This window comes from Pantoea sp. X-Soil-OKNW-713 (assembly GCF_059730685.1).
On record NZ_AP035996.1, the window covers coordinates 89,651 to 114,269 of the forward strand.

General features: G+C 54.0%; 22 protein-coding genes. 13 read left to right on the forward strand and 9 right to left on the reverse strand.

Going from position 1 to position 24,619, the window contains the following annotated elements; genetic code table 11:
• Positions 1-198: 198 nt before the first annotated feature.
• The 8 genes from mdcA (at position 199) to mdcH (ending at position 7,231) form a co-directional block, all read left to right on the forward strand.
• Positions 199-1,854, forward strand: coding sequence for a malonate decarboxylase subunit alpha (mdcA, locus tag AC6I8R_RS20905; RefSeq protein WP_415173511.1), 1,656 nt, complete (start codon positions 199-201; stop codon positions 1,852-1,854).
• Positions 1,854-2,720, forward strand: coding sequence for a triphosphoribosyl-dephospho-CoA synthase (locus AC6I8R_RS20910; protein WP_497832813.1), 867 nt, complete (start codon positions 1,854-1,856; stop codon positions 2,718-2,720). Before mdcA ends, AC6I8R_RS20910 begins: the two co-directional genes overlap by 1 nt.
• A 9-nt stretch (positions 2,721-2,729) precedes the next feature.
• Positions 2,730-3,029 carry a malonate decarboxylase acyl carrier protein gene (gene mdcC / locus AC6I8R_RS20915; RefSeq protein WP_415173509.1) on the forward strand — a complete coding sequence of 100 codons (300 nt, stop codon included), beginning with the start codon at positions 2,730-2,732 and terminating at the stop codon, positions 3,027-3,029.
• Positions 3,022-3,858, forward strand: coding sequence for a biotin-independent malonate decarboxylase subunit beta (locus tag AC6I8R_RS20920; protein WP_208725931.1), 837 nt, complete (start codon positions 3,022-3,024; stop codon positions 3,856-3,858). The genes mdcC and AC6I8R_RS20920 overlap by 8 nt, the downstream gene beginning before the upstream one ends.
• Positions 3,855-4,643 (forward strand): biotin-independent malonate decarboxylase subunit gamma, encoded by a 789-nt coding sequence (mdcE, locus tag AC6I8R_RS20925; RefSeq protein ID WP_415173508.1) that lies wholly within the window; start codon positions 3,855-3,857, stop codon positions 4,641-4,643. The genes AC6I8R_RS20920 and mdcE overlap by 4 nt, the downstream gene beginning before the upstream one ends.
• Positions 4,644-4,773: 130 nt before the next feature.
• Complete coding sequence (locus tag AC6I8R_RS20930) at positions 4,774-5,733, forward strand: AEC family transporter (RefSeq protein ID WP_208725929.1); 960 nt, start codon at positions 4,774-4,776, stop codon at positions 5,731-5,733.
• A gap of 2 nt (positions 5,734-5,735) precedes the next feature.
• Positions 5,736-6,341 carry a malonate decarboxylase holo-ACP synthase gene (locus AC6I8R_RS20935; RefSeq protein ID WP_415173543.1) on the forward strand — a complete coding sequence of 202 codons (606 nt, stop codon included), beginning with the start codon at positions 5,736-5,738 and terminating at the stop codon, positions 6,339-6,341.
• Positions 6,338-7,231 (forward strand): malonate decarboxylase subunit epsilon, encoded by an 894-nt coding sequence (gene mdcH / locus AC6I8R_RS20940; protein ID WP_497832814.1) that lies wholly within the window; start codon positions 6,338-6,340, stop codon positions 7,229-7,231. The genes AC6I8R_RS20935 and mdcH overlap by 4 nt, the downstream gene beginning before the upstream one ends.
• Here mdcH and AC6I8R_RS20945 read toward each other — a convergent pair.
• A complete protein-coding gene (locus AC6I8R_RS20945) occupies positions 7,216-8,160 on the reverse strand; it encodes a LysR family transcriptional regulator (RefSeq protein WP_497833053.1) in 945 nt (314 codons plus the stop codon). The two genes, mdcH and AC6I8R_RS20945, sit on opposite strands and share 16 nt — an antisense overlap.
• A gap of 32 nt (positions 8,161-8,192) precedes the next feature.
• Entirely contained in the window at positions 8,193-9,380 is a 1,188-nt protein-coding gene (locus AC6I8R_RS20950; RefSeq protein ID WP_415173505.1) for a low temperature requirement protein A, read from the reverse strand.
• Between the two features lie 331 nt (positions 9,381-9,711).
• Between AC6I8R_RS20950 and AC6I8R_RS20955 the strand changes: the two genes are divergently transcribed.
• Entirely contained in the window at positions 9,712-10,884 is a 1,173-nt protein-coding gene (locus AC6I8R_RS20955) for a hypothetical protein (RefSeq protein WP_497832815.1), read from the forward strand.
• Positions 10,885-10,963: 79 nt separating this feature from the next.
• On the opposite strand, the gene AC6I8R_RS20960 is transcribed toward AC6I8R_RS20955, so the two are convergent.
• On the reverse strand, positions 10,964-11,692 hold the full coding sequence (locus tag AC6I8R_RS20960) for a hypothetical protein (protein ID WP_497832816.1): 729 nt from the start codon (positions 11,690-11,692) through the stop codon (positions 10,964-10,966).
• Between the two features lie 282 nt (positions 11,693-11,974).
• Positions 11,975-12,307, reverse strand: coding sequence for a gamma-glutamylcyclotransferase family protein (locus AC6I8R_RS20965; protein WP_415173502.1), 333 nt, complete (start codon positions 12,305-12,307; stop codon positions 11,975-11,977).
• A gap of 138 nt (positions 12,308-12,445) precedes the next feature.
• On the opposite strand from AC6I8R_RS20965, the gene AC6I8R_RS20970 reads away from it, so the two are divergent.
• Positions 12,446-12,691, forward strand: coding sequence for a hypothetical protein (locus AC6I8R_RS20970; protein ID WP_415173501.1), 246 nt, complete (start codon positions 12,446-12,448; stop codon positions 12,689-12,691).
• 64 nt (positions 12,692-12,755) lie between these two features.
• On the opposite strand, the gene AC6I8R_RS20975 is transcribed toward AC6I8R_RS20970, so the two are convergent.
• Positions 12,756-13,442 carry a RipA family octameric membrane protein gene (locus AC6I8R_RS20975; protein WP_415174701.1) on the reverse strand — a complete coding sequence of 229 codons (687 nt, stop codon included), beginning with the start codon at positions 13,440-13,442 and terminating at the stop codon, positions 12,756-12,758.
• Between the two features lie 179 nt (positions 13,443-13,621).
• Here AC6I8R_RS20975 and AC6I8R_RS20980 point away from each other — a divergent pair, with 179 nt between their 5' ends.
• Positions 13,622-13,975 (forward strand): DUF1428 domain-containing protein, encoded by a 354-nt coding sequence (locus AC6I8R_RS20980; RefSeq protein ID WP_208725922.1) that lies wholly within the window; start codon positions 13,622-13,624, stop codon positions 13,973-13,975.
• Between the two features lie 40 nt (positions 13,976-14,015).
• Here the strand turns inward: AC6I8R_RS20980 and AC6I8R_RS20985 are convergent, their stop codons facing one another.
• The 3 genes from AC6I8R_RS20985 to AC6I8R_RS20995 are packed head-to-tail and all read right to left on the reverse strand — an operon-like array spanning position 14,016 to position 19,124.
• The gene (locus AC6I8R_RS20985) at positions 14,016-14,981 is read right to left on the reverse strand and encodes an acyltransferase family protein (RefSeq protein WP_208725921.1); all 966 of its coding nucleotides are present in this window, start codon (positions 14,979-14,981) and stop codon (positions 14,016-14,018) included.
• Positions 14,974-18,036, reverse strand: coding sequence for an efflux RND transporter permease subunit (locus AC6I8R_RS20990; protein WP_415174700.1), 3,063 nt, complete (start codon positions 18,034-18,036; stop codon positions 14,974-14,976). The genes AC6I8R_RS20985 and AC6I8R_RS20990 overlap by 8 nt, the downstream gene beginning before the upstream one ends.
• On the reverse strand, positions 18,036-19,124 hold the full coding sequence (locus AC6I8R_RS20995) for an efflux RND transporter periplasmic adaptor subunit (RefSeq protein WP_415174699.1): 1,089 nt from the start codon (positions 19,122-19,124) through the stop codon (positions 18,036-18,038). Before AC6I8R_RS20995 ends, AC6I8R_RS20990 begins: the two co-directional genes overlap by 1 nt.
• Before the next feature lie 431 nt (positions 19,125-19,555).
• Between AC6I8R_RS20995 and AC6I8R_RS21000 the strand changes: the two genes are divergently transcribed.
• Positions 19,556-22,270, forward strand: a complete 2,715-nt coding sequence (locus tag AC6I8R_RS21000) for a cation-transporting P-type ATPase (protein ID WP_208725918.1) — start codon at positions 19,556-19,558, stop codon at positions 22,268-22,270.
• On the opposite strand, the gene AC6I8R_RS21005 is transcribed toward AC6I8R_RS21000, so the two are convergent.
• Positions 22,259-23,284 (reverse strand): AI-2E family transporter, encoded by a 1,026-nt coding sequence (locus tag AC6I8R_RS21005; RefSeq protein ID WP_497832817.1) that lies wholly within the window; start codon positions 23,282-23,284, stop codon positions 22,259-22,261. The genes AC6I8R_RS21000 and AC6I8R_RS21005 overlap by 12 nt on opposite strands.
• A gap of 200 nt (positions 23,285-23,484) precedes the next feature.
• On the opposite strand from AC6I8R_RS21005, the gene AC6I8R_RS21010 reads away from it, so the two are divergent.
• Complete coding sequence (locus AC6I8R_RS21010) at positions 23,485-24,597, forward strand: alkene reductase (protein ID WP_497832818.1); 1,113 nt, start codon at positions 23,485-23,487, stop codon at positions 24,595-24,597.
• Positions 24,598-24,619: the final 22 nt, after the last annotated feature.

Consider the following 24,619-nt stretch of genomic DNA (forward strand, 5'->3'; position numbering starts at 1 on the left):
CCGGCAACGCGCACAGAATTGCGCGATAAATCGCGCCGCTACGCCAACGTCGTTGATCCCCATCAAACTTCTGACTATCCAATCATTACTCTCAGGCTAACGATCTGCTCCGCTGCTTGATTGATGGAACCGTCCCCTGACGCCAGACTGAATCCAGTTGAAGCAATCATTGAGATTCGCGAATTCAGGAGGTTAGTCATGTCATCAGGACAGCATTCGCCGCGCGTCTGGAATACGCGGCGCATCGAAAAACAGCGGAGACTGGCAGAAGTGAAGGTGGCAGGGAAAGTGCTACCGAGCGATCAAATGGCAGAGATGCTTGAACGGTTGATCTCCTCGGGTGACCGGGTGGTGCTGGAAGGCAACAACCAGAAACAAGCCGATTTTCTCTCGCGCATGTTGGCGCAGGTCAATCCCGCCAAAGTTAATAATCTGCATATGATCATGCCGAGCGTCGGGCGCAGCGAGCACCTCGATATCTTCGAAAAAGGCATCGCCCGTAAACTCGATTTCTCCTTTGCCGGTACGCAGAGCCTGCGTATCTCGCAACTGCTGGAGGATAACGTCCTCGAAATCGGTGCTATCCATACCTATATCGAGTTGTATTCGCGCCTGTATGTCGATCTGGCACCGAACGTGGCGCTGATCGCCGGTTATAAAGCCGACCGAAAAGGCAACCTGTACACCGGGCCGAGTACCGAAGACACCCCGGCGCTGGTGGAAGCGGCTGCCTTCCATGATGGTATCGTGATCGCCCAGGTCAATGAACTGGTGGATGACGAGTGCGATCTGCCGCGTGTCGATATTCCCGGTTCCTGGATTGATTTTGTGGTGGTGGCGGATAAACCGTTCTTTATTGAACCGCTGTTTACCCGCGACCCGCGCCTGATTAAACAGGAACATATCCTGATGGCGATGCTCGCCATCAAAGGCATCTACGCCGAACATCAGGTGCAATCACTTAACCACGGTATCGGTTTTAACACCGCGGCGATTGAATTGCTGCTGCCGACTTACGGTGAGCAACTCGGCCTGAAAGGCAAAATCTGCAAGCACTGGACCCTTAACCCGCATCCGACCCTGATCCCGGCCATCGAAAGTGGCTGGGTGGAGAGTGTGCACTGCTTCGGTGGTGAACTGGGGATGGAAGAGTACATCCGCGCGCGCCCCGATATTTTCTTTACCGGTGCCGACGGCTCAATGCGTTCAAACCGCGCGATGTGTCAACTTGCCGGTCAATACGCGGTGGACATGTTCATCGGTTCGACCTTGCAGGTTGACGGCCTCGGCAACTCCTCCACCGTCACCCGTGGTCGTCTGGCGGGCTTTGGTGGCGCGCCAAATATGGGCCATGACCCACACGGACGCCGTCATGCCACTCCCGCCTGGCTGGCAATGATCAACGAGCCAGATCCGTTGCAACGTGGGCGCAAGCTGGTGGTACAGATGGTGGAAACCTTCCAGGCGGGCGTCAAACCGACCTTTGTGGAAACCCTCGATGCCGTTGAGGTGGCGAAAAGCGCCGGTATGCCGTTGGCCCCGGTAATGATCTACGGCGACGATGTGACCCACGTTCTGACCGAAGAAGGTATTGCCTACCTCTATCGGGCGACCAGCCTGGAAGAACGTCGGGCGATGGTGGCTGCGGTGGCGGGTATCACCGATATCGGTCTGGGTGTGGATGCTAAACGCGTGGCTGAATTACGTCGCAGCGGCAAAGTGGTGTTCCCGGAAGATATCGGCATTCGTCGTTCAGATGCCACCCGTTCACTGCTGGCTGCCGGTAGCGTCGCTGACCTGGTCGAGTGGTCAGACGGCCTCTACAACCCGCCCGCTAAATTTCGGAGCTGGTAATGAAACGACTCTCACCCACACCGGTTGAACATCATCTGCATCACCTGGCGCAGATGGCGAGCGCGAGTCTGATCGAAGAAGTGAACCTCACGCCCAAACCTGGGCTGGTGGATTGCCGTGGCAGTGGGGCGCATCACGACCTCACGCTGGCGCTGATGGAGCGCTCTGCGCGTAGCCTGACGCCTACCTTCTACGCACTGGCACAACAAAGCTGGCAACGACCGGCGGATATTGCGCTGCGGGAAACCATCGGACAACTGGGACGTGAAGGTGAGAGGCAAATGATGGCCGCCACTGCCGGGGTTAACACCCATCGCGGTGCTATCTGGGCGCTTGGCTTGCTGGTTAGCGCTGTCGCGATGCTGGCGGGGACTGGCGACAGCCAACGCGTCTGCGAGGTTGCCGCCCAGCTTGCCCGATTGCCGGATCGCGCGGCCCCGAAAACCTTCAGCAAAGGGTTACGGGTGGTACATCGTTTTCGTGTACCGGGTGCGCGTGAAGAGGCGCAGCAAGGCTTTCCCCATATTACCCGGCTGGCGCTGCCGCAACTCCATGCCAGTCGCCGTGCCGGAGCCGATGAAACGGCAGCACGCATTGATGCGCTGATGGCCATCCTGACCTCGCTAACCGACACCTGCGTACTGCACCGGGCGGGTTTACCGGCACTGCGTGCCATGCAGGAGGGTGCGCGCCAGGTACTGGCGGCCGGGGGCTATGCCGGGGCGGCAGGGCGCAAGGCGCTGGAAAAATTGGATAACGCGATGTTGAGGTTCAATGCCTCGCCGGGTGGGGCCGCCGATTTACTGGCCGCCACGCTGTTTCTTGACCGCATCACCGGTGCTCAGGCAGCAACATTTAATGATTAAGAGGTAGCTATGGAACACATAACGTTGTCATACCCGTCCAGCCGCACGCTCAGCGGCAAGGCGCTGGCGGGCGTGGTGGGATCGGGGGATATGGAGGTGCTGTTCACGGCGGATGATAGCCACGTTCTGAACATCGCTATCACCACGTCAGTCAATAACAGTCACGCGCGTTGGGAAGCATTGTTCAATCGCCTGGCGCAGCTCACCGACTTGCCTGCGGGCCAACTGGTTATTCATGACTTCGGTGCGACACCGGGTGTGGCGCGTATCCGCATTGAACAGGTGTTTGAGGAGGTCGCTCATGCGTAACGACAGCAGCTTTATTGAGTTACGGGCGCGGCAACGGGCGCTGGCGCTACTGGATGCTGGTAGCGCACGCGAATTGCTCGACCCGTTCGCCGGTGTGATGTCGCCCTGGTTGCCACAGCAGGGCATCGTGCCGCAGGCCGATGACGGCATGGTGGTGATGAAAGGCAGCCGCCACGGCAAACCGACGGTGGTGGTGGCGATTGAAGGCACCTTCCAGGGCGGCAGTATGGGTGAAGTGTCCGGGGCCAAAATGGCCGCCGCGCTGGAGCTGGCGGCGGAGGACAACCGTAACGGTATCCCGACGCAGGCCATTCTTTGTCTGGAAACCGGTGGGGTGCGGCTACAGGAAGCCAACCTCGGTCTGGCGGCAATTGCCGATATTCACGCGGCGATTGTGGATCTGCGCCGGTATACCCCGGTCATCGGCATTGTCGCCGGTACGGTCGGGTGCTTTGGCGGGATGTCGATTGCGGCGGCGTTATGTAGCTATCTGATTGTCACCCGTGAAGCGCGTCTGGGCCTGAATGGTCCACAGGTCATTGAACAGGAAGCCGGGATAGCAGAGTACGACTCCCGCGATCGTCCCTTTATCTGGAGCATGACCGGCGGCGAAATCCGTTATCAAAGCGGGCTGGTCGATGCGCTGGTTGGCGATGGCGTGAATGCGGTGCAAACCGCCGTCGATGCCGCCATCGCTCAGGGCGTTCCGGCGCAGCATCGTAGCGAAAACTACGCCTTTTACCTTGATCGCCTGACGCGTTTCGACACCCAACAGCAGGCCAGTACGGCTGTGATTCATCAGGTCTTTGCCCCGGAGGTGAAAAAATGAGCACAAATAACAGCCGTGGTGAACGCTGGTTTAACCAACTGACCGGCGGTGCAGAGCGGATTCAGGGGTTGTGTCCATCGGTGCTGGCCGCTGACGCCGACGGTGTCCGTTACATTGCGGTCGTCCCGGATGCACATAACCGCTATCCGCGCGCTGCCAAAGGTGAGGTGGGGTTACTGGAAGGCTGGACGCTGGCGAAAGTGGTACAGGAAACCCTCGCGGCCGATGCCGACAGCGCCATCAAACGTCCGATTGTGGCGGTGATTGATGTGCCGAGCCAGGCCTACGGTCGTCGCGAAGAGGCATTTGGTATCCACCAGGCATTGGCGGGTGCAGCAGGGGCGTATGCCCAGGCACGTCTGGCAGGTCACCCGGTGATCGGCTTGATTGTCGGTAAGGCGATGTCCGGGGCGTTTCTGGCGCACGGTTATCAGGCCAATCGCCTGATCGCCTTCAATGACGCGGGCGTACTGGTGCATGCCATGGGTAAAGAATCCGCCGCACGTATTACGCTGCGCACCGTGGAAGCGCTGGAAAAACTGGCGGCCACCGTACCGCCGATGGCGTATGACATCAGCAATTACGCCACCCTGGGTTTGCTGTCCTCGCTGCTGAATATCGCCGACCCCGATGCGCCTGGTGCGTCTGATGTACAACGCGTTCGCGATACCTTAGCGGCGGCGATCGAGGATGCCCGCAAGGATCCACGTCGTGGTTCCGGTGAAGTCGCTGTCAATCGACAGGCTTCGGCTGATGTCCGCGCGCGTATGCGCGCCAGTTGGTAGTTAAACATAAAAAACAATAAACCTGCCGGATAGCGACAGGGCCGGGTGTGTTGGTACACCCGGCTAACTGTAGCGTCTGTTAAATAAACACCATCGCGTCAGTATTCACTCTTCTAATAACAGGTGATTTATGACTTACGTGATTCTTCATGCCCTCGCACCCATTTTTGTCATTATGTTGCTGGGTTTCTGGGCTGGCAAAGCCGGGATGGTCGATAACAAGAACGTCTCGCTACTGAATATTTTTGTTATGGATTTTGCTTTACCCGCCGCGTTGTTCAGCGCCACGGTGCAAACGCCGTGGAGCGGTATCGTGGCGCAGATGCCACTGATTGCCGTGTTGACTCTGGCGATGTGGATTGCCTATGCAGCGCTGTATTTCATCGCCACTGGCGTATTCAAAAAGTCGCCACAGGACGCCGCGGTACTCACGTTGACGGTGGCACTGCCGAACTATGCCGCGCTGGGGCTGCCGATTCTCGGCAGCGTGGTGGGTGAAGGTTCCGCGACTTCCTTGTCGGTTGCCGTGTCCATCGCCTGCGGTTCGGTGCTAATGACGCCGTTTTGTCTGCTGATCCTCGAACGGGAAAAAGCGCGTGCGGCGGGTGAAACTCAACGCTCCACCCTGGCAATGTTGCCGGTGCTGATGTGGCGTTCGGTGAAAAAACCTATCGTCTGGGGACCGTTACTCGGGGTGGTGCTGTCGGCGTTTGGCGTGAAGATGCCGGATCTGTTGCTGGCCTCGATTAAACCGCTCGGACTGGCGGCCACCGCGGCGGCGTTGTTCCTGACCGGGGTGATCCTCTCGGCGCGCAAACTGAAAATCAACAGCATGGTGATCAGCTCCACCGTCACCAAGTTATTGATTCAACCGGCGCTGGCCTGGGGTATCGTACTGGTGTTTGGTTTACATGGCACCGTGGCGATCACCGCGATTCTGATGATCGCGCTCTCCGCCGGTTTCTTTGGTGTGGTATTCGGTAACCGTTTTGGCGTGCAGTCGCCGGATGCGGAAGCGGTGTTGCTGTTAAGTTCACTGCTGTCGATCCTCTCGCTGCCGCTGTTTATCTCCTTAACCGCAGGAATCTGATGATGAACATCACCGCACGTCCCCATGACTTACTCTGGCTGCGCCATGATACGGCGCTGCTCGGGGTGACAGACCCCTGGGTAGCTGAGCTGTGGCATTGTCAGCAACCGGTGGTGGTGCGACGTGATGTGATGAAACAGGGATTGATTCCGGTTGGCGTGCGTGGTCAGGCACGCCATCAACGGGCGGCAGGATGGGTGGCCCCGACTGAAGTGGTTCGGGTAGTGTCACCGGAAATGCTGGTGGTGCCGAGGCAGTTAAACCACCATCCAACGGTGCAGGCGTTGGTGGTATTGCGTCAGCATCACTGGCCGTGGGAGTGGGGCGTGACCGGCAGCACCGGATTTGCACTGGCTACCGGCCTGCCGGTGCTGCATCAGGACAGCGATCTGGATTTGCTGATCCGCGCGCCAAAGCCGTTGCGTCCCGCTGATGTGGTCCACTGGCAACAGGTATTGTCGATGCTACCCTGTCGCGCCGACAGCCAAATCGAGACACCGCAGGGCGGTTTTGCCTTGAATGAGTGGTTGCGCAGTGGGCGCGTGCTGCTAAAAACCGCAACCGGACCGCGTTTAACGGACAACCCCTGGGCAGAGGAGACGCCATGAAAACCTTGTTTACATTCCCCGGCCAGGGCGCTCAGCGACCGGGGATGCTCAGTGACCTGCCGCGTGATGACACCTGGCAACAGGCACAGCAGGTATTAGGTGATGAACTGTCGCGGCTGGATAGCCATGAGGCGTTACAGCATACCCGTGCGGTACAACTGGCGCTCCTGATTGCCGGAGTCTCCGCTGCCCGCAGATTGATGGCACAGGGTGTGCAACCGGATATGGTCTGTGGCTTGTCGATTGGCGCGTATCCGGCGGCGGTGATTGCCGGTGCGCTGGACTTCGCCGATGCGTTACGGCTGGTGGCGCGGCGCGGTGATCTGATGGAAGGCGCCTGGCCGCACGGTTATGGCCTCACCGCCATCAACGGCTTGCCGCTGCAACAGGTGGAGCCGCTGGTGGATAACCAGCACAGTTTTATCGCCAACATTAACTCAGAAGCGCAGATCGTGATTGCGGGAAGCGAGGCGGCGATGCAAGCCGTCGGTGATAAAGCCCGCGCGCAGGGGGCAAACTGTGTACGACGGTTGGCGGTCAGCGTGCCATCCCACTGCGCGTTATTAAATGAACCGGCGCGGATACTGGTGCAGCAGATGCAACAGCTGTCGCTGCAACGGCCACGTTGTGCTTACCTCAGCGGTAACAGCGCCAGGGTGTTGTGGCAACCGGAGCGCATTGCTGATGATCTGGCGATGAATATGGCGCGCCAGGTACGCTGGCATGAGGCGATGGTGGCCGCAGAAGAACGTGAGGTGCGGCTGGTGATTGAGATGCCGCCAGGTGGGGTGCTGACCGGACTGACGCGCAGTACACAGCCGCAGGGCGAGTGTCTGGCGCTGGAACGCAGCAGCGTGGAACTGGTGCAACATCTCTACGCCCGGGGCTGAGCCTTATCCTGTAAACTCAGCGCGTACATCCGGCCCTCCGCAACTAACGCCAGCAGATTGGGGTCATGTTCGCGATTGCGGGCGAAGACGATGGCGATCTGCTGACGCATCTGATAGGGCTCGGCCAGCTTGCGGAACTGCAAATCGTGTTCGTATTGTTTACGCATGCGGCCCGGTACCAGTGAATATCCCATACCGGCCTGCACCAGACTGAGCATCGAAAAGATGTCATTGACGCGGGTGACGATATTGGGTTCAAACCCCGCGACATGGCACGCTTCCTGAAAGCCAGTGAAGGTAGCGAATCCTTCATCGAGCGAGACGAAAGGTTTGTCACTGTACGCGCGTAGATCGACATCTTCTGTGGCATTGCGGGGTTCAGCGCCGGGCACCGCCAGATAGATGTCGTCCTGAAACAATCCGACCTGCTCAAACACCTTTTGATCGATTTCCGTTTCCGTCACCGAGATGATGATGGCGTCCAGTTGATTATTTTGCAGCATCCCCGTCAGTACCTGATTCGAACCCATCGTCAGGTTTAACTCCAGCTCCGGTCGGCGCAGTTTCATATTCATAATCAGACGCGGCACGGTTTCCAGCGACAGTGAATACAAAGTGCCGATGCGCAGATGTCCCAGCCCGATGCCTGCGGTGCGGCGCGTCTCCTCCAGCCCCTGACTCAGGGTTTGCAACGCTTCACGGCTGTACTCCAGCAGTGTCCAGGCGGCGGGCAGCGCCACCAGATTGCGTCCCTTATGGGTAAACAACGGGCAACGCAGACTCTCCTCCAGCGTATGCAGCGCGCGGTGCACGCTGACAGTGCTGATACCGAGGGTTTCTGCGGTGCGCGCCAGATTTTCGCTTTCCATGTAAGTGCAGAAAATGAAAAGTTTGCGCACCGTCAGATCATTGTCGAAATTGAGTTTCATGGATAAAGACTTAAAAATGAAGACGATGGTTATCATACACCTTTCATTTTAATCATGCGGCGCTGATGCACCCGTGATTCCGCCAGGGCGGTGATCAGCATGATAAGGGTGGTCAACCAACCGGCCTGTTCCAGCGTCAGGACCGGCATTAGCGCCACGGCCAGACACAGCGCCAGTGCGCCAAGAATATGGGTAATGGGGATAGCACCGTACACCACGCGTTTGTAGATGGCGCTACCCACCAGGAAAATGACCGACCCGGCGCTAATCACCGCGCCATGCAACAGCGTTACATGATGTTCCGGGCCTTCCTGGATGAGGTCATTCCCTACCGCCATCACGATAATGCCACCCACCAAAATGACGTGAATATAGTGAAAACGTGCGCCCATGCGACCGGGATCAGGAGAATGGGTGATGGCTTGCGTTGCCTGCTCGCCGGAGGTGCCAAAGTAAAGCCACCACACCGCCAGCGCTGAAAGAAAAGTGGCGCACATGGCTGAGAGCACCGGGAAGGTCCATGCCTCGCTCTCCGCCAGGCTGCCACCGGTGGCCAGCAGGGTTTCCCCTAACGCGACGATGACGAACAGTTGGCAACGCTCGGTAAGATGAGCGCCTTCAATAGTCCAGTCGCGTGTGGCGGATCGTCCCATCCCGGGAAAGGCAAAACCGGTCATTGGCGAGAGATATTCACACAGCACCGCTAAGGCCCAGAGGGCGGTGCGTAAACCGCCGCTGCTCAGTGCACCGGCACACCAGATCAGCGCTGAGATCACCAGCCATACCAGCATCCGGCGGTAATTCGCTGTCAGGGCATGCTGCGGGCCAAGGATACAGACAATCCATGCGGTACGCCCCACCTGAATGATGATGTAAGCGATAACGAAGAACCATACCCGCTCACCGAATGCTTCAGGTAGCGCGGCGGCCATCACCAGCGCGGCCGCCATCACGCCAAATAGCAACGCCCGGATCTGTGGCGTGTCGGGACTGAACCAGTTGGTTACCCAGCAGGTGTACTGCCAACCAAGCCAGACCGCAAACCACAGAATCAGGGTTTGCAACATCCCACTGGCGCTAAGGTCATGTAGCAGGGTATGGCTGAGTTGCGTTACGGCAAAAACATAAACCAGATCGAAAAACAGTTCTTCCCAGGTGACGCGGGCATGGTGCCCATCGCGCTGGCGCAATAGCGCATTCAGGCCAATTTTATCAGTCATTCATCAACCTCCGGTTAAAAGAACGCCGCCAACCACGAAGATAAAAGAAGAAACGCAGGATATAACTGGAACTATCTCAACTCAAAAAACAATAATCTACTAATGATTATCTCGCTAATTTTACCCTTGTTAATATTCACTTCACACACTATAGCTGTTGCCGTAGATTAGCTTTTGGTTTCGGGATGAAACCACCTCTTAAAGGAACTCAGCGGTCGCGTGACGTGGGTAATTAAAACGCCTTTTCTCGCGATGAAAAAAGGACGCCAATAAAATTAATAACGTGTCAATATGAAAATATTTTTCTACTCATCACTTTCATACTTTCTGGTTGTTCAGCAGGTCAATACTCCAAATGTTCCGATATGGAGAAAGCATTACATTCTCCCTCGTTCAGGGAGTCACAACGTTTGAACTTGAAAGTATCATCATAGAAAACGCCAGCAGAAGCGGTGATTATGAGAAAGGAATCAAACAATTTAATCAACTGCTGTCGGCTATTCCTCCTTTCGATAAATCAATCGGGGGATCGAACCTGGCCGTCTCGACCTACGGTAATCTTTTTAAACTTTACGATGGTAAGGCGAAGAAAAATAGCCGCCCGGTTGATGTCTACAAAGAGTATGTCAATATTATTGACTCGCGAGGGAATTTTCTGTTTGTGAATGATATGGCGACGCTGGATATTCCCGCCTATCAGGCAATGATGAAGAACGGTGATACCAGCGCGAAAACCATTAATGATTATGCGGTATCGTTGAATACCATGCCAGATGCCAAAGCGAACGATTATCGTCCGTTGCTGGATTTTATGGCGAATAACAAAGACTACGCAAAATCATACCAGCAGTTACAACAACAATATACGCTGCTGCAAGCCTCGCAAAGTAAAGCGGAGGCGGCTTATCCTTTCGGTGGACAAAGTGATTATAACGATACTCAGGCCAATCGTTATAAGCTGATTGCTGACGTGATGAACGAAAAAGGTTTCACCGGATTAGGTAAGACCTCAGCGGATATCGCAGGCAGATATGTTGCACAGTCACAATATATGGCCGCGCTGGACGCCAGCAATGCGCAAGCGCAAATCGATAACCAACGGATTGAAGCCGAGAATGAGGCTAAAAATCAGAAATTGGTGTCTTCACTGGTCGGGGCGGCAACCGGCATTGCTGTCGCCGCATCAACCGGTCAGGATGTGATGCAGGCCACGGGTGTGCAACTTAATAACGTGGCGATTGCGACCTCTGATGATCCTGAGCAGATGCAGTCAATACAGACGGCGTTAACCAGTGCTGCCGGAGGTCAAAGTTCCGGGCGTCAATGTACTTTTGCGACTGCATCGAAATTTAAAAGTTGCTGCAAATCAGGGGGTGGAAAAGTGCGGATCTCACCGGGACCGGATGGCGAGACGACTTATACCTGCGTGACGGGTCGGTTGCATGAAACCTGCAACTACATTGGGGAGCGCATTGTCGGGCAGTGCGGCATGGAGGATCGGTAACACGCAGTGGCTCGCAGTCAGAGGATGAGCCGCAGGCTTTGTCGCCTGCGGCTAAATAGGTATATGAACCGTGCGAAGATTAGCGATCTATCGAAAAATCAGGAGGAACGATAAACTCAGGAATATAATCCTCTCGATCCAGCAGGCTGAGGCCATAGTATTCATACACTGGCTCACCTTTGTCGGTATTTCCCAGCCAAATTCGGACCAGTAATCCACCTTCCACTATTTTTTGCTTTCCATCAGGGCCCCATGAGGGAACGGAAATCTCTACGGTTTTATCACCAACTTTTGCACCCAGTGACTCTAAAACCATCTTGTCAATTTCTATCACTTCTACATGTTTCTCTTTCGAGATACAACGGAGAGGGGAGGTGCTTAATGAATTTGGATTGAAATCATATAACACATCGGCTTTATTGATATTTTTTACTACCCATTCATTATAGAATGTGAGTTCACCGAGGGTAATAATGCTTTTCTCATCAACACTTCCGTTAGCAGAAATAGGATCGGGTTTCCTTATAATAATAGATTCAGCAGTGAGATCAACGTTCGATTCCAGCTTTTTTAAGCCATCCTGGCGTATATATGTTGGATATTTCCCCTGTGCAATCTCATTGGCGGTTGCTGTTCTTATTTCGACCGGGCGCTCTGGTTTTTTATAGATTAATACATCGTCCTTGAATCTGCCTGTGACAATCTGGCTGTCACCGGGAAAGATCAGTGTGGTTTTGGGTTCGCTTACGCTATCAGGGATGGATAGTGCAGCAGTGGATGCTGACGCGTTGAGGGTAATGCCAGGCATGATATTCCTTTGGTTTCGTGGGTTGAAAATGAATCAAACTATTTACCTAATTTTTTAATTAAATAATGTGGGGATTTAATGTTTAATTTTTATCGATGTTAATATAAGTGGAGGGATTGAAAAACAGGGTGAAATTAATTTCAATATTATACCCTGTTTCCCTCATGGAAATTTCATGAGGTAAGGTTTTCCTTTTAAATCAGACTACGACGGCTTTGGTTGTTTTGATCGGCATTGCTGACCGGCGGCCACGGACATTATCGCCGTGACCGCCGATGCTCATCAGGCAATGCGCGGTTGCAATTGGTAGATCCATGCCGTGATCCGTTGACCTTCGACGGTGGTCACATCCACCTCGACCCGGTCATAACCCTCTTCAAACTCATCCAGCATCGGCCAGTGAGGTTCCAGGTTATTGGATAAAAACAGATAACCGTCTACGCGAGGGCCGTTTTTATCCAGCACAATGCCGGGAAAATCCGCTGCTGCTCCCCAGCCGCGTTCATAAAAAGTCCCTGTCACATGCCCGGCCAGCCATTCTCCGCCGATATTTTCTAAAATATGCGCGTTGGAACGACCCGGACACAGCGTGCCGTAGACAAATAAACGTTTCATTTTCCCTCGTAAAATCAGACAAAAGAAGCACTTTAACCCTGAACATCCGGCCTGTCATCCTGAGTGATAAGTGAGATCTATCGCATTGAAAACTAATAACGTCTGGCTGATGTCAGGTTGGAGACGAATAATCAAATCATGACTATTTATCGTGTAAGAGTCGGGTTTCATAACCCGTCGGCCCTCACTTTCAGGCAACTTGATGAAATTCTCGAGCCACAACGTTTCTGGCGAACCGAGCCGGAGCGTGGCCAGTTTCGTTATTTCACCGAATATGAATACCAATCAGACGTACGGGATCTGTGTTCAGTGTGCTCGCTGGCATACTCACAAGCGTGTCGGGTAAGAAAGTGCCCGCTGATACTGGTAGAAGTGCTATCGTAGCGGCGCGATTTATCGCGCTCAACACACCTGAAACAGCGCGATAAATCGCGCCGCTACACCAGATTTAATCTTTCTCTTTTTCGTCATCAGCGGGGATCAACGGTTCATCAATTTCGCTCTGCTGGCCGGACTTAAGTAACTGAAGATCGAGGATCACATAAGTCATGGTGCTGATAAACAAGGAGATCACGCTACCAATTACGCCGCTGGTGGTAAAAGTGAAAAAGTTATACATCACCACCCAGGTCACGCTGATAAATAACGCCAGTGAGATGGTGATCGTTGGCTGAGAATAATGTGTGGTGCGCGCGCCCATCACATTGATTTGATGGCTCAGGTTGCAGGCGGTGTACTTTTCCAGCAACAGAATGCCGCGTTCCCAGTTACGTACCCGGCGTGCACTGCTACGGGTAAAAAACAGGAACAGCAGAGAAAGGAAAAACCCGGAAAAGGCGATCAATACCGGCACTGCTTCCAGCGCATAAGCAATGCTTTTATGGCTGGAGCTGTTGGCGGTGAGATCTAAGGTCAGCGACGCACCCAGTCCCGCATAGAGGAACACAAACAGCACGAGGAATAAGGCGCTGCGTTTCCAGTCCAGTTCTGCCTCGGTGTTTACCTGCTGGCGAGCAACCTGAAGTGCCTGATGCAGTTGTTTCGCCTGGGAAGATTCTGTTTCGATGCTCTCAACTTTCTCGCCAAATAAGCTCTGGATAAAGGGCTGGTCAGCCTGATCAATGATAATGCGCATAGAATTCCGTATGGACTAACGAGGATGAAGGCAAGTGTATCGTAAATCAGCGTCGCAAGTCTGGAATGCTGTCGGTCTGTCATTTTGCCGCCCGTCACGCAAATCCCACTGGTCTATTTTTCGTACACTTTATCTTCGCGGCCACCACTGGCCGCGTCATTAACGACGGAGGAATTCCTATGCCTTATGTTGATGGATTTGTTGTGCCGGTCCCGCTGGATAAAAAAGAGGCCTATCTGGCAATGGCGGCTAAGGCCGCGCCTTTGTTTAAGGAATTCGGCGCGACCCGTATTGTTGAATGCTGGGCGGATGATGTACCAGACGGCAAACTCACCGACTTCCGTATGGCGGTCAAAGCTGAAGAGGAAGAAACGGTGGTGTTTAGCTGGATTGAATATCCTTCCAAAGAGGTACGTGATGCCGCTAATGAAAAACTGATGGCCGATCCGCGCATGAAAGAGATGGGCGAGACGATGCCGTTTGATGGCAAACGCATGATTTACGGTGGTTTCTCACCCATTCTTGATGAATGAGCGGGTTGATGGCTGTGCGGCGTGCCGCCAGCCACCTCACTCACAAGCTAATCAGTTTTTTCACGCCGGGAATTTGTAACAACAGCAACGAAATCATCATCGATACCACCACAGTCAGGCAAATCACCATGATCTTATCGGCCAGCGAACGGATGGAAATCGACCAGGCGAGGATGTTGAACACCAGATAATGCAGGATATAAACCCCGGTCATGGTTTTACCGAGGGTGGCGAACAGCGCGGGCACCTTTTTCCAGTGCGCAGGCACCGTTATCCCGTTGACGCTAATCGCCATCAGAATCACCAGGAAATAGACCTGAGAGCCGGTCAGAACGAAATCATTGCCGGTAGTGATAAAGCGCGCGATAAAATAATAACGTTCATAAAGCCAGGTAAACAGATACACCACAGGCAGTAATAACAAACTGAGCCGTACCACCCGTATCGATTGCAGCAGTTGTACCACGCCTGGCAACGCCATCAGACGACCAGATAAGTAATACAACACCCAGGTCCAGATACGATATTGCGGTAACAGCGAGAAAGCGCGTGTATTCGGGTAGAGCACGGCCAAAATGTCATACAGGAAAGCGGCCAACAGCAGCACAAAAATAATCGACGCCATTTTGCCAGGGAAAAGAAGCAGGCGGTCAATCACCGGTTGCGAGACATAAATCAAAATCAGGGAAATCACAAACCACGGTTGAATCAGATAGCCTTTATTTTGCACCCCGGCAAACCAGAAAAAACTAAACCAAAAGAGAAAGATCAGCAAAATGCGCCGGATCTTCTCTAGCTGCCAGTTCGGACTGTGCTTTTGTCCGGCATCGAGATAGCCGCTCAACAAAAAGTAGAGCGGCGTGGCGATGGTGGAGATAAAACTCAGGATATTCAGCGCGAGGCTGTAATTATAGTTGTAGCGGTCGTAGCTCTGATACATCGTGAAAAAGGAGACCGCCGTCATACATGCCAGGGTTTTCAGCAAATTCAACCCGATATTATTCATCGGCAGCATCCCTGGCATGGAAACAACGATACAGCACCGGCAACACCAGCAGCGTCAGCACTGTTGCAAAACCCAGCCCGAAAATGATCACGACTGCCATGCTCTGGAAAAATACATCGCGCAACAGCGGCAGCAGACCCAGCACGGTGGTGAACGCGGTCAGCAAAATGGGGCGTAAACGCGATGTGGCGGCATCGAGAATCGCCTCCTGCAACGCTTTTTGCTGTCGGAACTGACGCGTCTCCTCCAGTAACACGATGCCGTTGCGGATCAGCATGCCGGACAAACTCAGCAAACCAATCAACGCCATAAAACCAAACGGAATGCCGGTGAGTAAAAAGCCGCAGGTGACGCCAATCAAAGCCAGTGGCACAGTGATCCATATCGCCACCGCATCTCGCAAAGAATTGAACATCAGAATGGTGATGATAAACATCACGAGAAACCCGATTGGCAGCGAGCTTAGCAGGCCGCTTTGGGCTTCGCGTGAACTTTCCAGCTCTCCGCCCCATTCCAGCCGATAGCCGGGAGGCAGTTGGAGTTGTTCAATTTGCGGCTGGACGCGCGCCACCACCTGGGCCGCGGTTAATCCTTGCGCCGGGTCGGGATCGGTTTGTACCGTCAATACCCGCATCCGGTCACGTCGCATAATCAGCGGATCTTCCCACTCCAGGCGGAAATCAGAAATCACGTTACTGAGCGGGACAAAATGTTGCAGTGAGGCGCTCCAGAGCTGGATGTTGGCGATATGATCAATATTCTGCCGCTCCTCTGGTGCCGGGAAGAGCATGATCGGAATCAGCCGTGATCCATCCCGGAAAATCCCCACCGCATCGCCACTGAAATTCATGCGCAGCGCCTGGTCAATGTCGCGCTTGTCGATACCCAGTTCCTGACCGCGTAACGCTGAGTATTGCGGTCGGATCACCTTGCTACGCTCCTGCCAGTCATTGCGCACCGGGAAGGTGGTGCCATCTGCCTGGAAAATACCATCAATCTGGCTGCCGATACGGCGCAGCACATCCGGGTCGGGACCGATGACACGCAACGCAATGGCACTGTCACTGGCGCTGCCGAACTGAATGCGTTTGATACGCTCATTCACCTGCGGATATTGCTGCTGAATGTAATGTTCGGTGGCTAAGGCAATCCGCTCCAGTTGGCGGCCATCTTTGACCCGCACCATAATCTGAGCGTAATTGCTGTACTGCCGGGTTGCGTCATAGGTCAGGGTAAAGCGCATCGCACCCTGACCGATGGTGGTGACGGTGGCATCAACGCCTGGCTCCTGATTAATAAAACGCTCGATTTCAGCCGCCGTCGCGGCGGTAAAATTGATATCCGTGCCATAGGGCAACCAGAGGTCGGTGAAAAAAATCGGCGTGTTGGAGGAGGGGAAAAAGTTTTGTTTTACAAAGGTGAAACCATAAAGAGAGGCAGCGAGGCAGGCCACCATCACGGTGATGGTCAGCCAGCGTAGCCGAATTAAGCTCGCCAGCGTGCTGCGATAAATGCGGAACACCACACCCTGATAGGGAGATTGATCATCCTGTGGTGGTAACTGCAATTCTTTACGGCGCGCTTCACTCCATTTAATAAACACCGGTGTCAGCGTCAGCGCCGTGATCCAACTGAGCAGCAGAGAAATCAACAGCACCTGGAACAGCGATTTACAGTACTCCCCGGTTGAGTCTTGTGACAGGCCGATCGGTGCAAACGCAATGATGGCAATCACCGTGGCTCCCAACAGTGGCAGTGCCGTGCGCTTGACCATCTGCGCGGTGGCCTGTTGTAACGGTTTACCGCGTTGTTGGTCGATCTTGATGCCTTCCACCACCACAATGGCGTTATCCACCAACATACTGAGGGAGATAATCAGCGCCCCCAGCGAGATGCGCTGGAGTTCCAGTCCAAACAGGTACATCACCAGCAGCGTGCCCAACACGTTAAAGGTAAGCGAGGCAGCGATGACAATACCGCTGCGCAGTCCCATAAAAATCAGCAGCGTACCGACTACAATCGCCAGCGCCATCAGGAAGTTAAGGATAAAGCCATCCACCGACTGCTTCACTTCATGTGCCTGGTCATAAAACACTTTCAGCGAGATGCCAGCGGGTTTGTCCTGTTGATAATCCTGAAGCTTTTGTGTCAGCGCATCGCCCACGTTAATCACGTTAACGCCGGGGGCGAAAGAGACACCAATCGCCAGCGCATCATGACCGTCGGCATGGTAGAGGTTGTCCGGCGTGTCGGTGACATCGTGTGACAGGGTGGCGATGTCATGCAGATGGAGCGTTTGCGTGGTGCCGGGACGGGATATCGGCAGGTTGGCTAAATCCTCCAGAGACTGAAACTCCCCGGTGGGGTTGAAACGGATCGATTCTCCCTCAAGACGGATACTCCCGGCGTTAGACACCACATTGCTGCGGCTGAGTAAGTCGGCCACGCGCGCGGGCGTGATGCCGTAGCTGCTCATTTTGGTGCTGGAGAGGGCGATGCGAATTTGTTCCTGTTGCACCCCGGCGACGGCAACTTTCGCGACCCCGGGCACCAACACCAGATCGCGCCGCAACTGGTCGGCATAATTACGCAGTTCGTCGTTGCTGAAGTCTTTGCCATAAATAACAAAGAAGTAGCCATAGACATCGCCAAAATCGTCATTGACGAAGGGTTCATTGACGCCAGGTGGGAACTGGCGCGCCGCGTCACCCACCCGTCGCCGGAGTTCATCCCAGATTTGTGGCAGTTGGTTGGCAAGATAACTGGTGTGAATTGAGACGGTGATCTGCGACAGACCATTGCTGGAGATCGAACTAACGTTGTCGAGTGAAGGCAAGCGTTGCAAGGCATTTTCCAGCGGGAGCGTGACTTCTTCTTCCACCTGCTGCGCCGACGCACCCGGATATTGCGTGACGATCACCGCCGCCTTGATGGTGAACAACGGGTCTTCAAGACGACCAATGTTTAGCAGGGCGTAAATCCCGCCGACGCCCAGCAGCAAAATCACCATCCAGATACGGACAGGTTTATTAATAAAGTTGTCAATAATCCGCATTATAACCCCCGCTCACGGGTCCAGATACGGATCGCTTCACCCTCACGCAGCTCGCCCGTTCCGGCAGACACCACGCGGTCGCCTGTTTTCAAGCCGCTGATAATTTCAATGCCTTCGGCACTGATGTTGCCCACTTCAACCTGTTGATCTTTGACGTGTAAATTGTCGCCTTCACCAACAATCAGCCAGACATGTGGCTGATTGGTTGGGCTTCGATCCGGATTGAATACTGCCGCAGCGGGTACCACCACCTGCGATTGCTGTGGTGCGTTCGGCAGGTTGTGCAACTGAATACGCACGGTGCCACTTAGCCCGGCCACATTCGGTAAATCTGCCGGACGGGGCATGGTCAGCACCACCTGCCAGGTGAGCGTCGCGGCATCGGTTTGCGTGCTGTGTTCTTTGTAGCTGGCAGTGAACGTTCTACCGGCCAGGGCATTGAATTGCACTTCAGGTTGATAACTGGCGTTCTGGATATCGAGGGCGGTGAATAAACTCTCCGGTACGGTGAAAATCACATCCAGCACGTCGGCGCGGGTCAGCAAGGCGATGGGTTGTCCGGCGGCAACCACCTGATGATTACGCACATTGACGCGGGCAATCACGCCATCAAACGGCGCGCTGAGGGTGAGAAATTGCAACTCTTCCTGAGCCACTTTCAGCGCGGTGGCTGCTGCATCGCGATTGGATTTCTGTACATCCATATCCGCTTGCGACACCGCGCTGCGATTGGAAAGGGTACGGAAACGCTGATATTGCCGATCGGCCAGTTGGAAACTATTTTGCCGGTCTTTCACGCGTAAACGTGCATCGGTGTCATTTAATCGGGCGAGAATCTGGTTCGCTTTTACCACCATCCCGTCACGTAAATCGAGTTGTTCAACACGGCCTGCGCGTTTAAACGCCAGTTCGGTGTTATCACCCGCCTGGATACGCGCCGGGAAGACGCGCACATTGCTGGCGCTGCCGGAGGTGATGGTAAACGCTTTAACGACGCGGGGTTGGGGAGGCGGCGGTTCTTTTTTGTCATCGCACCCCGCAATTAACAACGTACAGGCAAGTAAAAGTAGAGCCTTGTATTTTATCATTATTTTCCCTCATCCCGTAAATACCACGCCATGAACTAAACAGCTCGCAAGGATTAAATAAACGATCTTCATGAAATATGCGATACCACAACATAGGTCAGCAAACCGACCAGCGTGGTGGCAACAACGGCCATGATAACGAATCCACAAACCAACTTAACTGTTTGTATTTCCATTACTGTTTACCTTTATTTTTTTATCTAATGATCCCGGCAGGGCACGCATGCAGCCGGAAGCTGATGGTGCAGACAAAGTAACATTGCCATTCTGATAATATAGATTAGATTTAATTTATCTCATTCAAATCATTAGTCAGATCACTTTTTCGGATAATGATGTCAGCAGGTGTCTTACAAATCTAATTACCTCATATTATGTGTGTTTTTTTAGAAAAACTCATTTTAACAATAGCTTAGTGGCTAGGGGTCAATATGGAAAATGTTCAAGGTCAGGATAAGGGTGCACAACCCTGGTATCAGTACTCCACAGAGGAAACTTTCCAGAACTTAGCAAGTTCACCGGCTGGCTTATCATCAACTGACGCCAGTGATCGTTTAAAGAAATACGGTCCTAATGCGCTGCCGCAAAAAGCGGAGAAGTCAGCGTTATTGAAATTTATCGCACATTTTAAAGACGTATTAATTTATATCCTCTTTGCCGCCGCGCTTATTACCGCCGTCATGGCGCATTGGGTTGATACCTTTGTCATTATCGGTGTGGCGGTGATCAATGCCTTAATTGGCTTTGTTCAGGAAAGTAACGCTGAGAAGTCACTGAAAAGCATTCAGAATATGTTAGCCAGTGAAGCGATTCTGGTGCGCGATGGCAAACAAACCACCATATCCACCCAGGATATCGTGCCGGGGGATGTGGTGATGCTGCGTCCCGGCGATAAAATCCCGGCAGATTTGCGCTTATTTGATGTGCATAACCTGCGCGTCGAGGAGGCGATTCTTACTGGCGAATCCACGGTGGTGTCAAAAAGCGTGGCATCGCTGGAGGGAGAAAAATCCCTTGGCGATCGCCTCAACCTTGCTTTTTCTGGCACCACCGTCAGTTCTGGCACCGCTTCCGGCGTGGTGGTCGCCAGTGGCGGCGATACGGAGTTGGGTCATATCAATGAGATGATCAGCTCAGTGAAAGAGGTCAAAACGCCGCTGCTGGTGCAGATCGACAAACTCGGTAAAGCCATTTTCTTCATCATTGTCTTGATGATGGTTGCGCTGTTTATTTTTGCCTGGTTGCTGCGTGACATTCCGTTCCCTGAACTGGCGCTGTCGGTTATCAGCCTGGCGGTGGCGGCGGTGCCGGAGGGTTTACCGGCGATTATCTCGATTATCCTCTCCCTTGGCGTGCAGTCGATGGCGCGCGTACAGGCTATCATCCGTAAATTGCCGACGGTGGAAACCCTCGGGGCGATGTCAGTGATTTGCTCTGACAAAACCGGCACCCTGACCATGAATGAAATGACGGTCAAAGCGGTGGTGCTGGCAAAAAGCAAATGGCGTGTGAGCGGCAACAGCTATGAACCGAAAGGCGAAATTGTTGCGGAAGGCGGTAGCGGATTAAATTCGGCGACCGATCCCTTGTTCCAGCAATTTTTACGCGCGGTAGATACCTGTAACGAAAGCCAGTTGCAGCAGGATGCCAATGGTCATTGGGTGATTGTTGGCGGTCCGACCGAAGGCGCAATGAAAGTGCTGGCGGCGAAAGGCATCACGCAAAAACAATCGGTTGAGGTGGTCAGTAAATTACCTTTCGATTCCCTGTATAAATACATGTCGGTGAGCTGTGTCGCCGACGGCCAGTCGTATATTTTGCTGACCGGCGCACCGGATGTGTTGCTGAAACTGTGCCAGCAACAACAAACTCCGCAGGGGGTTGAGCCGCTCGATCTGGCGTATTGGGAAGCGGCCATCACCACCTATGCCAGTGAAGGGCTGCGTACCGTTGCGGCGGCGTGGAAACCAACGTCAGCGCCCGTGACCACGCTCGACCACGACGAGCTGAAAAACGGCATGGTGCTGTTGGGCCTGGGCTGCATGATGGACCCACCGCGTCCGGAAGCCATTTCGGCGATTCACGAATGTCAGCAGGCGGGGATTCGCGTCAAGATGATCACCGGCGACCATCAGGAAACCGCTATGGCGATCGGGCAGATGCTGGGCATTGGCAACAGCAACTCTGCGGTGACCGGCTACGAGCTGGAGCATATGAATGATGCCGAGCTGGCGCAGGCGGCAAAAACCTATGACATCTTTGCGCGCACCAGTCCCGAACATAAATTGCGGTTGGTGAAGGCGCTGGAATCCAGCGGTGAAATTGTCGGGATGACCGGTGACGGGGTGAATGATGCTCCGGCACTGAAGCAGGCCAACGTCGGTATTGCGATGGGTATCAAAGGAACCGAGGTGACGAAAGAGTCGGCAGATATGATTCTGGCTGATGACAACTTCGCTACCATTGCGGCAGCGGTGAAAGAGGGACGGCGGGTTTACGACAACCTGAAGAAAACCATCCTGTTTATTATGCCGACCAACCTGGCACAGGGCTTGTTGATTATCATCGCCATCCTGATGGGTAACCTGCTGCCGCTTACCCCGGTACAGATTCTCTGGATGAACATGGCAACCTCCGCCACCCTGTCATTTGGCCTGGCGTTTGAACCGGCAGAAGCCAATGCGATGCGCCGCCCACCGCGTAATGTCAAAGCGCATGTGATGGATGGTTACGCCATCTGGCGTGTCGTGTTTGTTGGTTTGTTGATCTCCATCAGCGCCTTCGTGCTGGAAGCCTGGCTCCAGCCGCGCGGCTACAGTGAGGAATTTATCCGCACCGTGTTGCTGCAAATGCTGGTGACAGCGCAATGGGCCTATATGATTAACTGCCGCAACTCAGAAGGCTTCTCCCTTGACGGCGGCCTGGTCAAAAACAAAGGTATCTGGATGGTGACGCTGGTGCTGATCGTCCTGCAAGCCATCATCATCTATGTACCGCTGATGAACACGCTGTTCGGTACCCGTCCGTTGCCGATTAATTACTGGTTTATCTCGTTAATCGTCAGTATCGCTATCTTCATCATCGTGGAAATAGAAAAACGTCTGACGCGCTCCTGGCGTGGCGTTAAAACGCAGTCATTGATCTGATAACGCCGAGTCCTGCTGTTGCCGATAGCTGGCCAGCAGGACTTTTTTGATCAGATAAGTCAGCGGAATGGCGAGGATAGCACCGGTGATGCCAAGCAACGCCTGCCAGAACAGAAAGGCCAGCAACTGGCTGGTCAACGCCATATCGAGACGTTTACCAATCATCAGCGGTTCCAGCACTGAACTGAGCGTCAGATTTAACAGGACAAAAAAACCGGCTATCGCCAGCGCCACTTCCAGATCAAAAGCGATATAGCTCTGCACCACCGGCGGAATCGCCGCCATAAATGAACCCAGCACCGGGATGTAATTGAACACAAACATCAACACACCCCAGAAGAAGGCAAATTTCAACCCCAGCAGTTGTGCACCCCCCCAGACGATGATGCCGCCAAAGATGCCGGTCAGGGTTTTGACCCGCGCATAGACAATCACGCTCTGGATGCCATCATCCAACGCACGGTAGAGCGCCGCCGATTTGCCGTGGGCGCGTTTTTCCAGCGCATTTTTCAGCAGTGGCAGTTCATACAACATAAACAACAACATCAGAAACACCATCACCCACCACGACAGCACGCCGGGAATCTGGGTGAGGAAAGCGGTGATCCATTTCACCACCGCGCCAACATCAATAAAGGCCAGCATCTCATCCGGTGCCAGCGCAATACCCACCTGGTCCAGCGCCTGGGTGATCTCTTGCAAGCGGGTGGTTAACAACAGGGGCGTCTGACGGCTCAGCAGAATCAGGTCCGGCGTCAGTACCGTGAGCTTAATAATGGTGACAACAATCACCAGCAGCAGCACCAGAATGATCGCCAGCGAAGAGAGGATGCGCGGAATCCGTTTATGCTCCAGCCAACTCACCAGCGGGTCCAGCATGATGGAAAGCAGCAACGCCAGCAGCACCTGATTGATAAGGTGCGCCGACAGATGAAGCCCGAACAAAATCAGGGTCAGGCAGGCAAAGAGAATCAACACACGATATAACTGCGGCCACGGGGTAAACCAGCTCATTTCGTCATTTCCCTGAAGTTAACGATGCGCTGCATAGTGCATTAACTATATCTGCAATGTTTTGATTCAGCATAGTTTCGCCACAGGGCTGAACAGAGAATACACATTCCAGTTGAGAATAGCGGTTATGCCTGTTGCCCGGTTTCTGAATCAGTGCAGGCACTTTAGGCTGCTCTCTTTAGCCAAAGAGAGCAGCAAAAATGAAAACTTTATTTACCCCAATTAGCGCTGGAAAACTTCGTCTACAACATCGTGTGGTGATGGCACCAACAACACGGATGCGCACGGAAGTCGGCGGCGTTCCCGGTGAACTGATGGTGGAGTATTATCGCCAGCGTGCCAGCGAAGGGGGGTTGTTGATTGCAGAAGCCACTGCCATTTCTCCGTTTGCGAATGCCTACGCCGATGCGCCGGGCATCTTCAGTGACGAACAACAAGCCGGTTGGCAACGGTTGGTTGAGGCGGTGCACGCTATAGGGAGCCAGATTGTGTTGCAGCTTTGGCATCCTGGCCGCCAGTCGCTGCCCGAACTTTCCGCCGGAAGACCACCGGTTGCGCCTTCTGCCCTGGTTGCCCGCGATACCTATGGCGTCGGCAAAGATGCACAGGGCAACTATGAGGGCCGCTTATTCCCTGAGCCACGGGCACTTGATGAAAACGCTATCGTTGCCATCATCGACGAATTTCGACGTGCGGCGCAACGCGCACTGGCGGCAGGATTTGATGGTGTGGAGCTGCATGCCGCCAACGGGTATTTACCGGAACAGTTCCTGTTAGATGGCAGCAACAAGCGTAACGATAAGTGGGGAGGAAGCCTGGCAAATCGCGCCCGGTTTTTACTTGACGTGGTGGCGGTGCTGACAGATGTCTGGGGCAGTGGGCGTGTCAGCGTACGTATTTCACCGAGTGGCATTTATGGCGATATGCATGACAGCGACCCGGCCACCACGTTTCGTTATCTGGTGGAAAAATTGAACGATTTCTCCCTGGCGTATCTACACATTATCGAACCACGGATTGTGGGACCTGAAGATCGTGAAAGCGGCAGCTATGCGGAACCGGTCGCCAGTCGTGAACTGCGCCCGTTCTTTAGCGGCATGATCATTGCGGCTGGCGGATTTAAACCGGAGGCGGCAGAGGCGATGCTCGTAAACGGGGACGCTGACCTGATTGCGTTTGGTCGCTTATTTACCGCTAACCCGGACCTGCCAGAACGTATTCGTCAGGGGCACCCGTTCACTGCCTGGGATCGTGACACCTTCTTCGGCGGCGATGCACGCGGTTATACCGATTTCCCTGTCTGGGTATCGTAACAACGAAAACGGCGCGATAAAT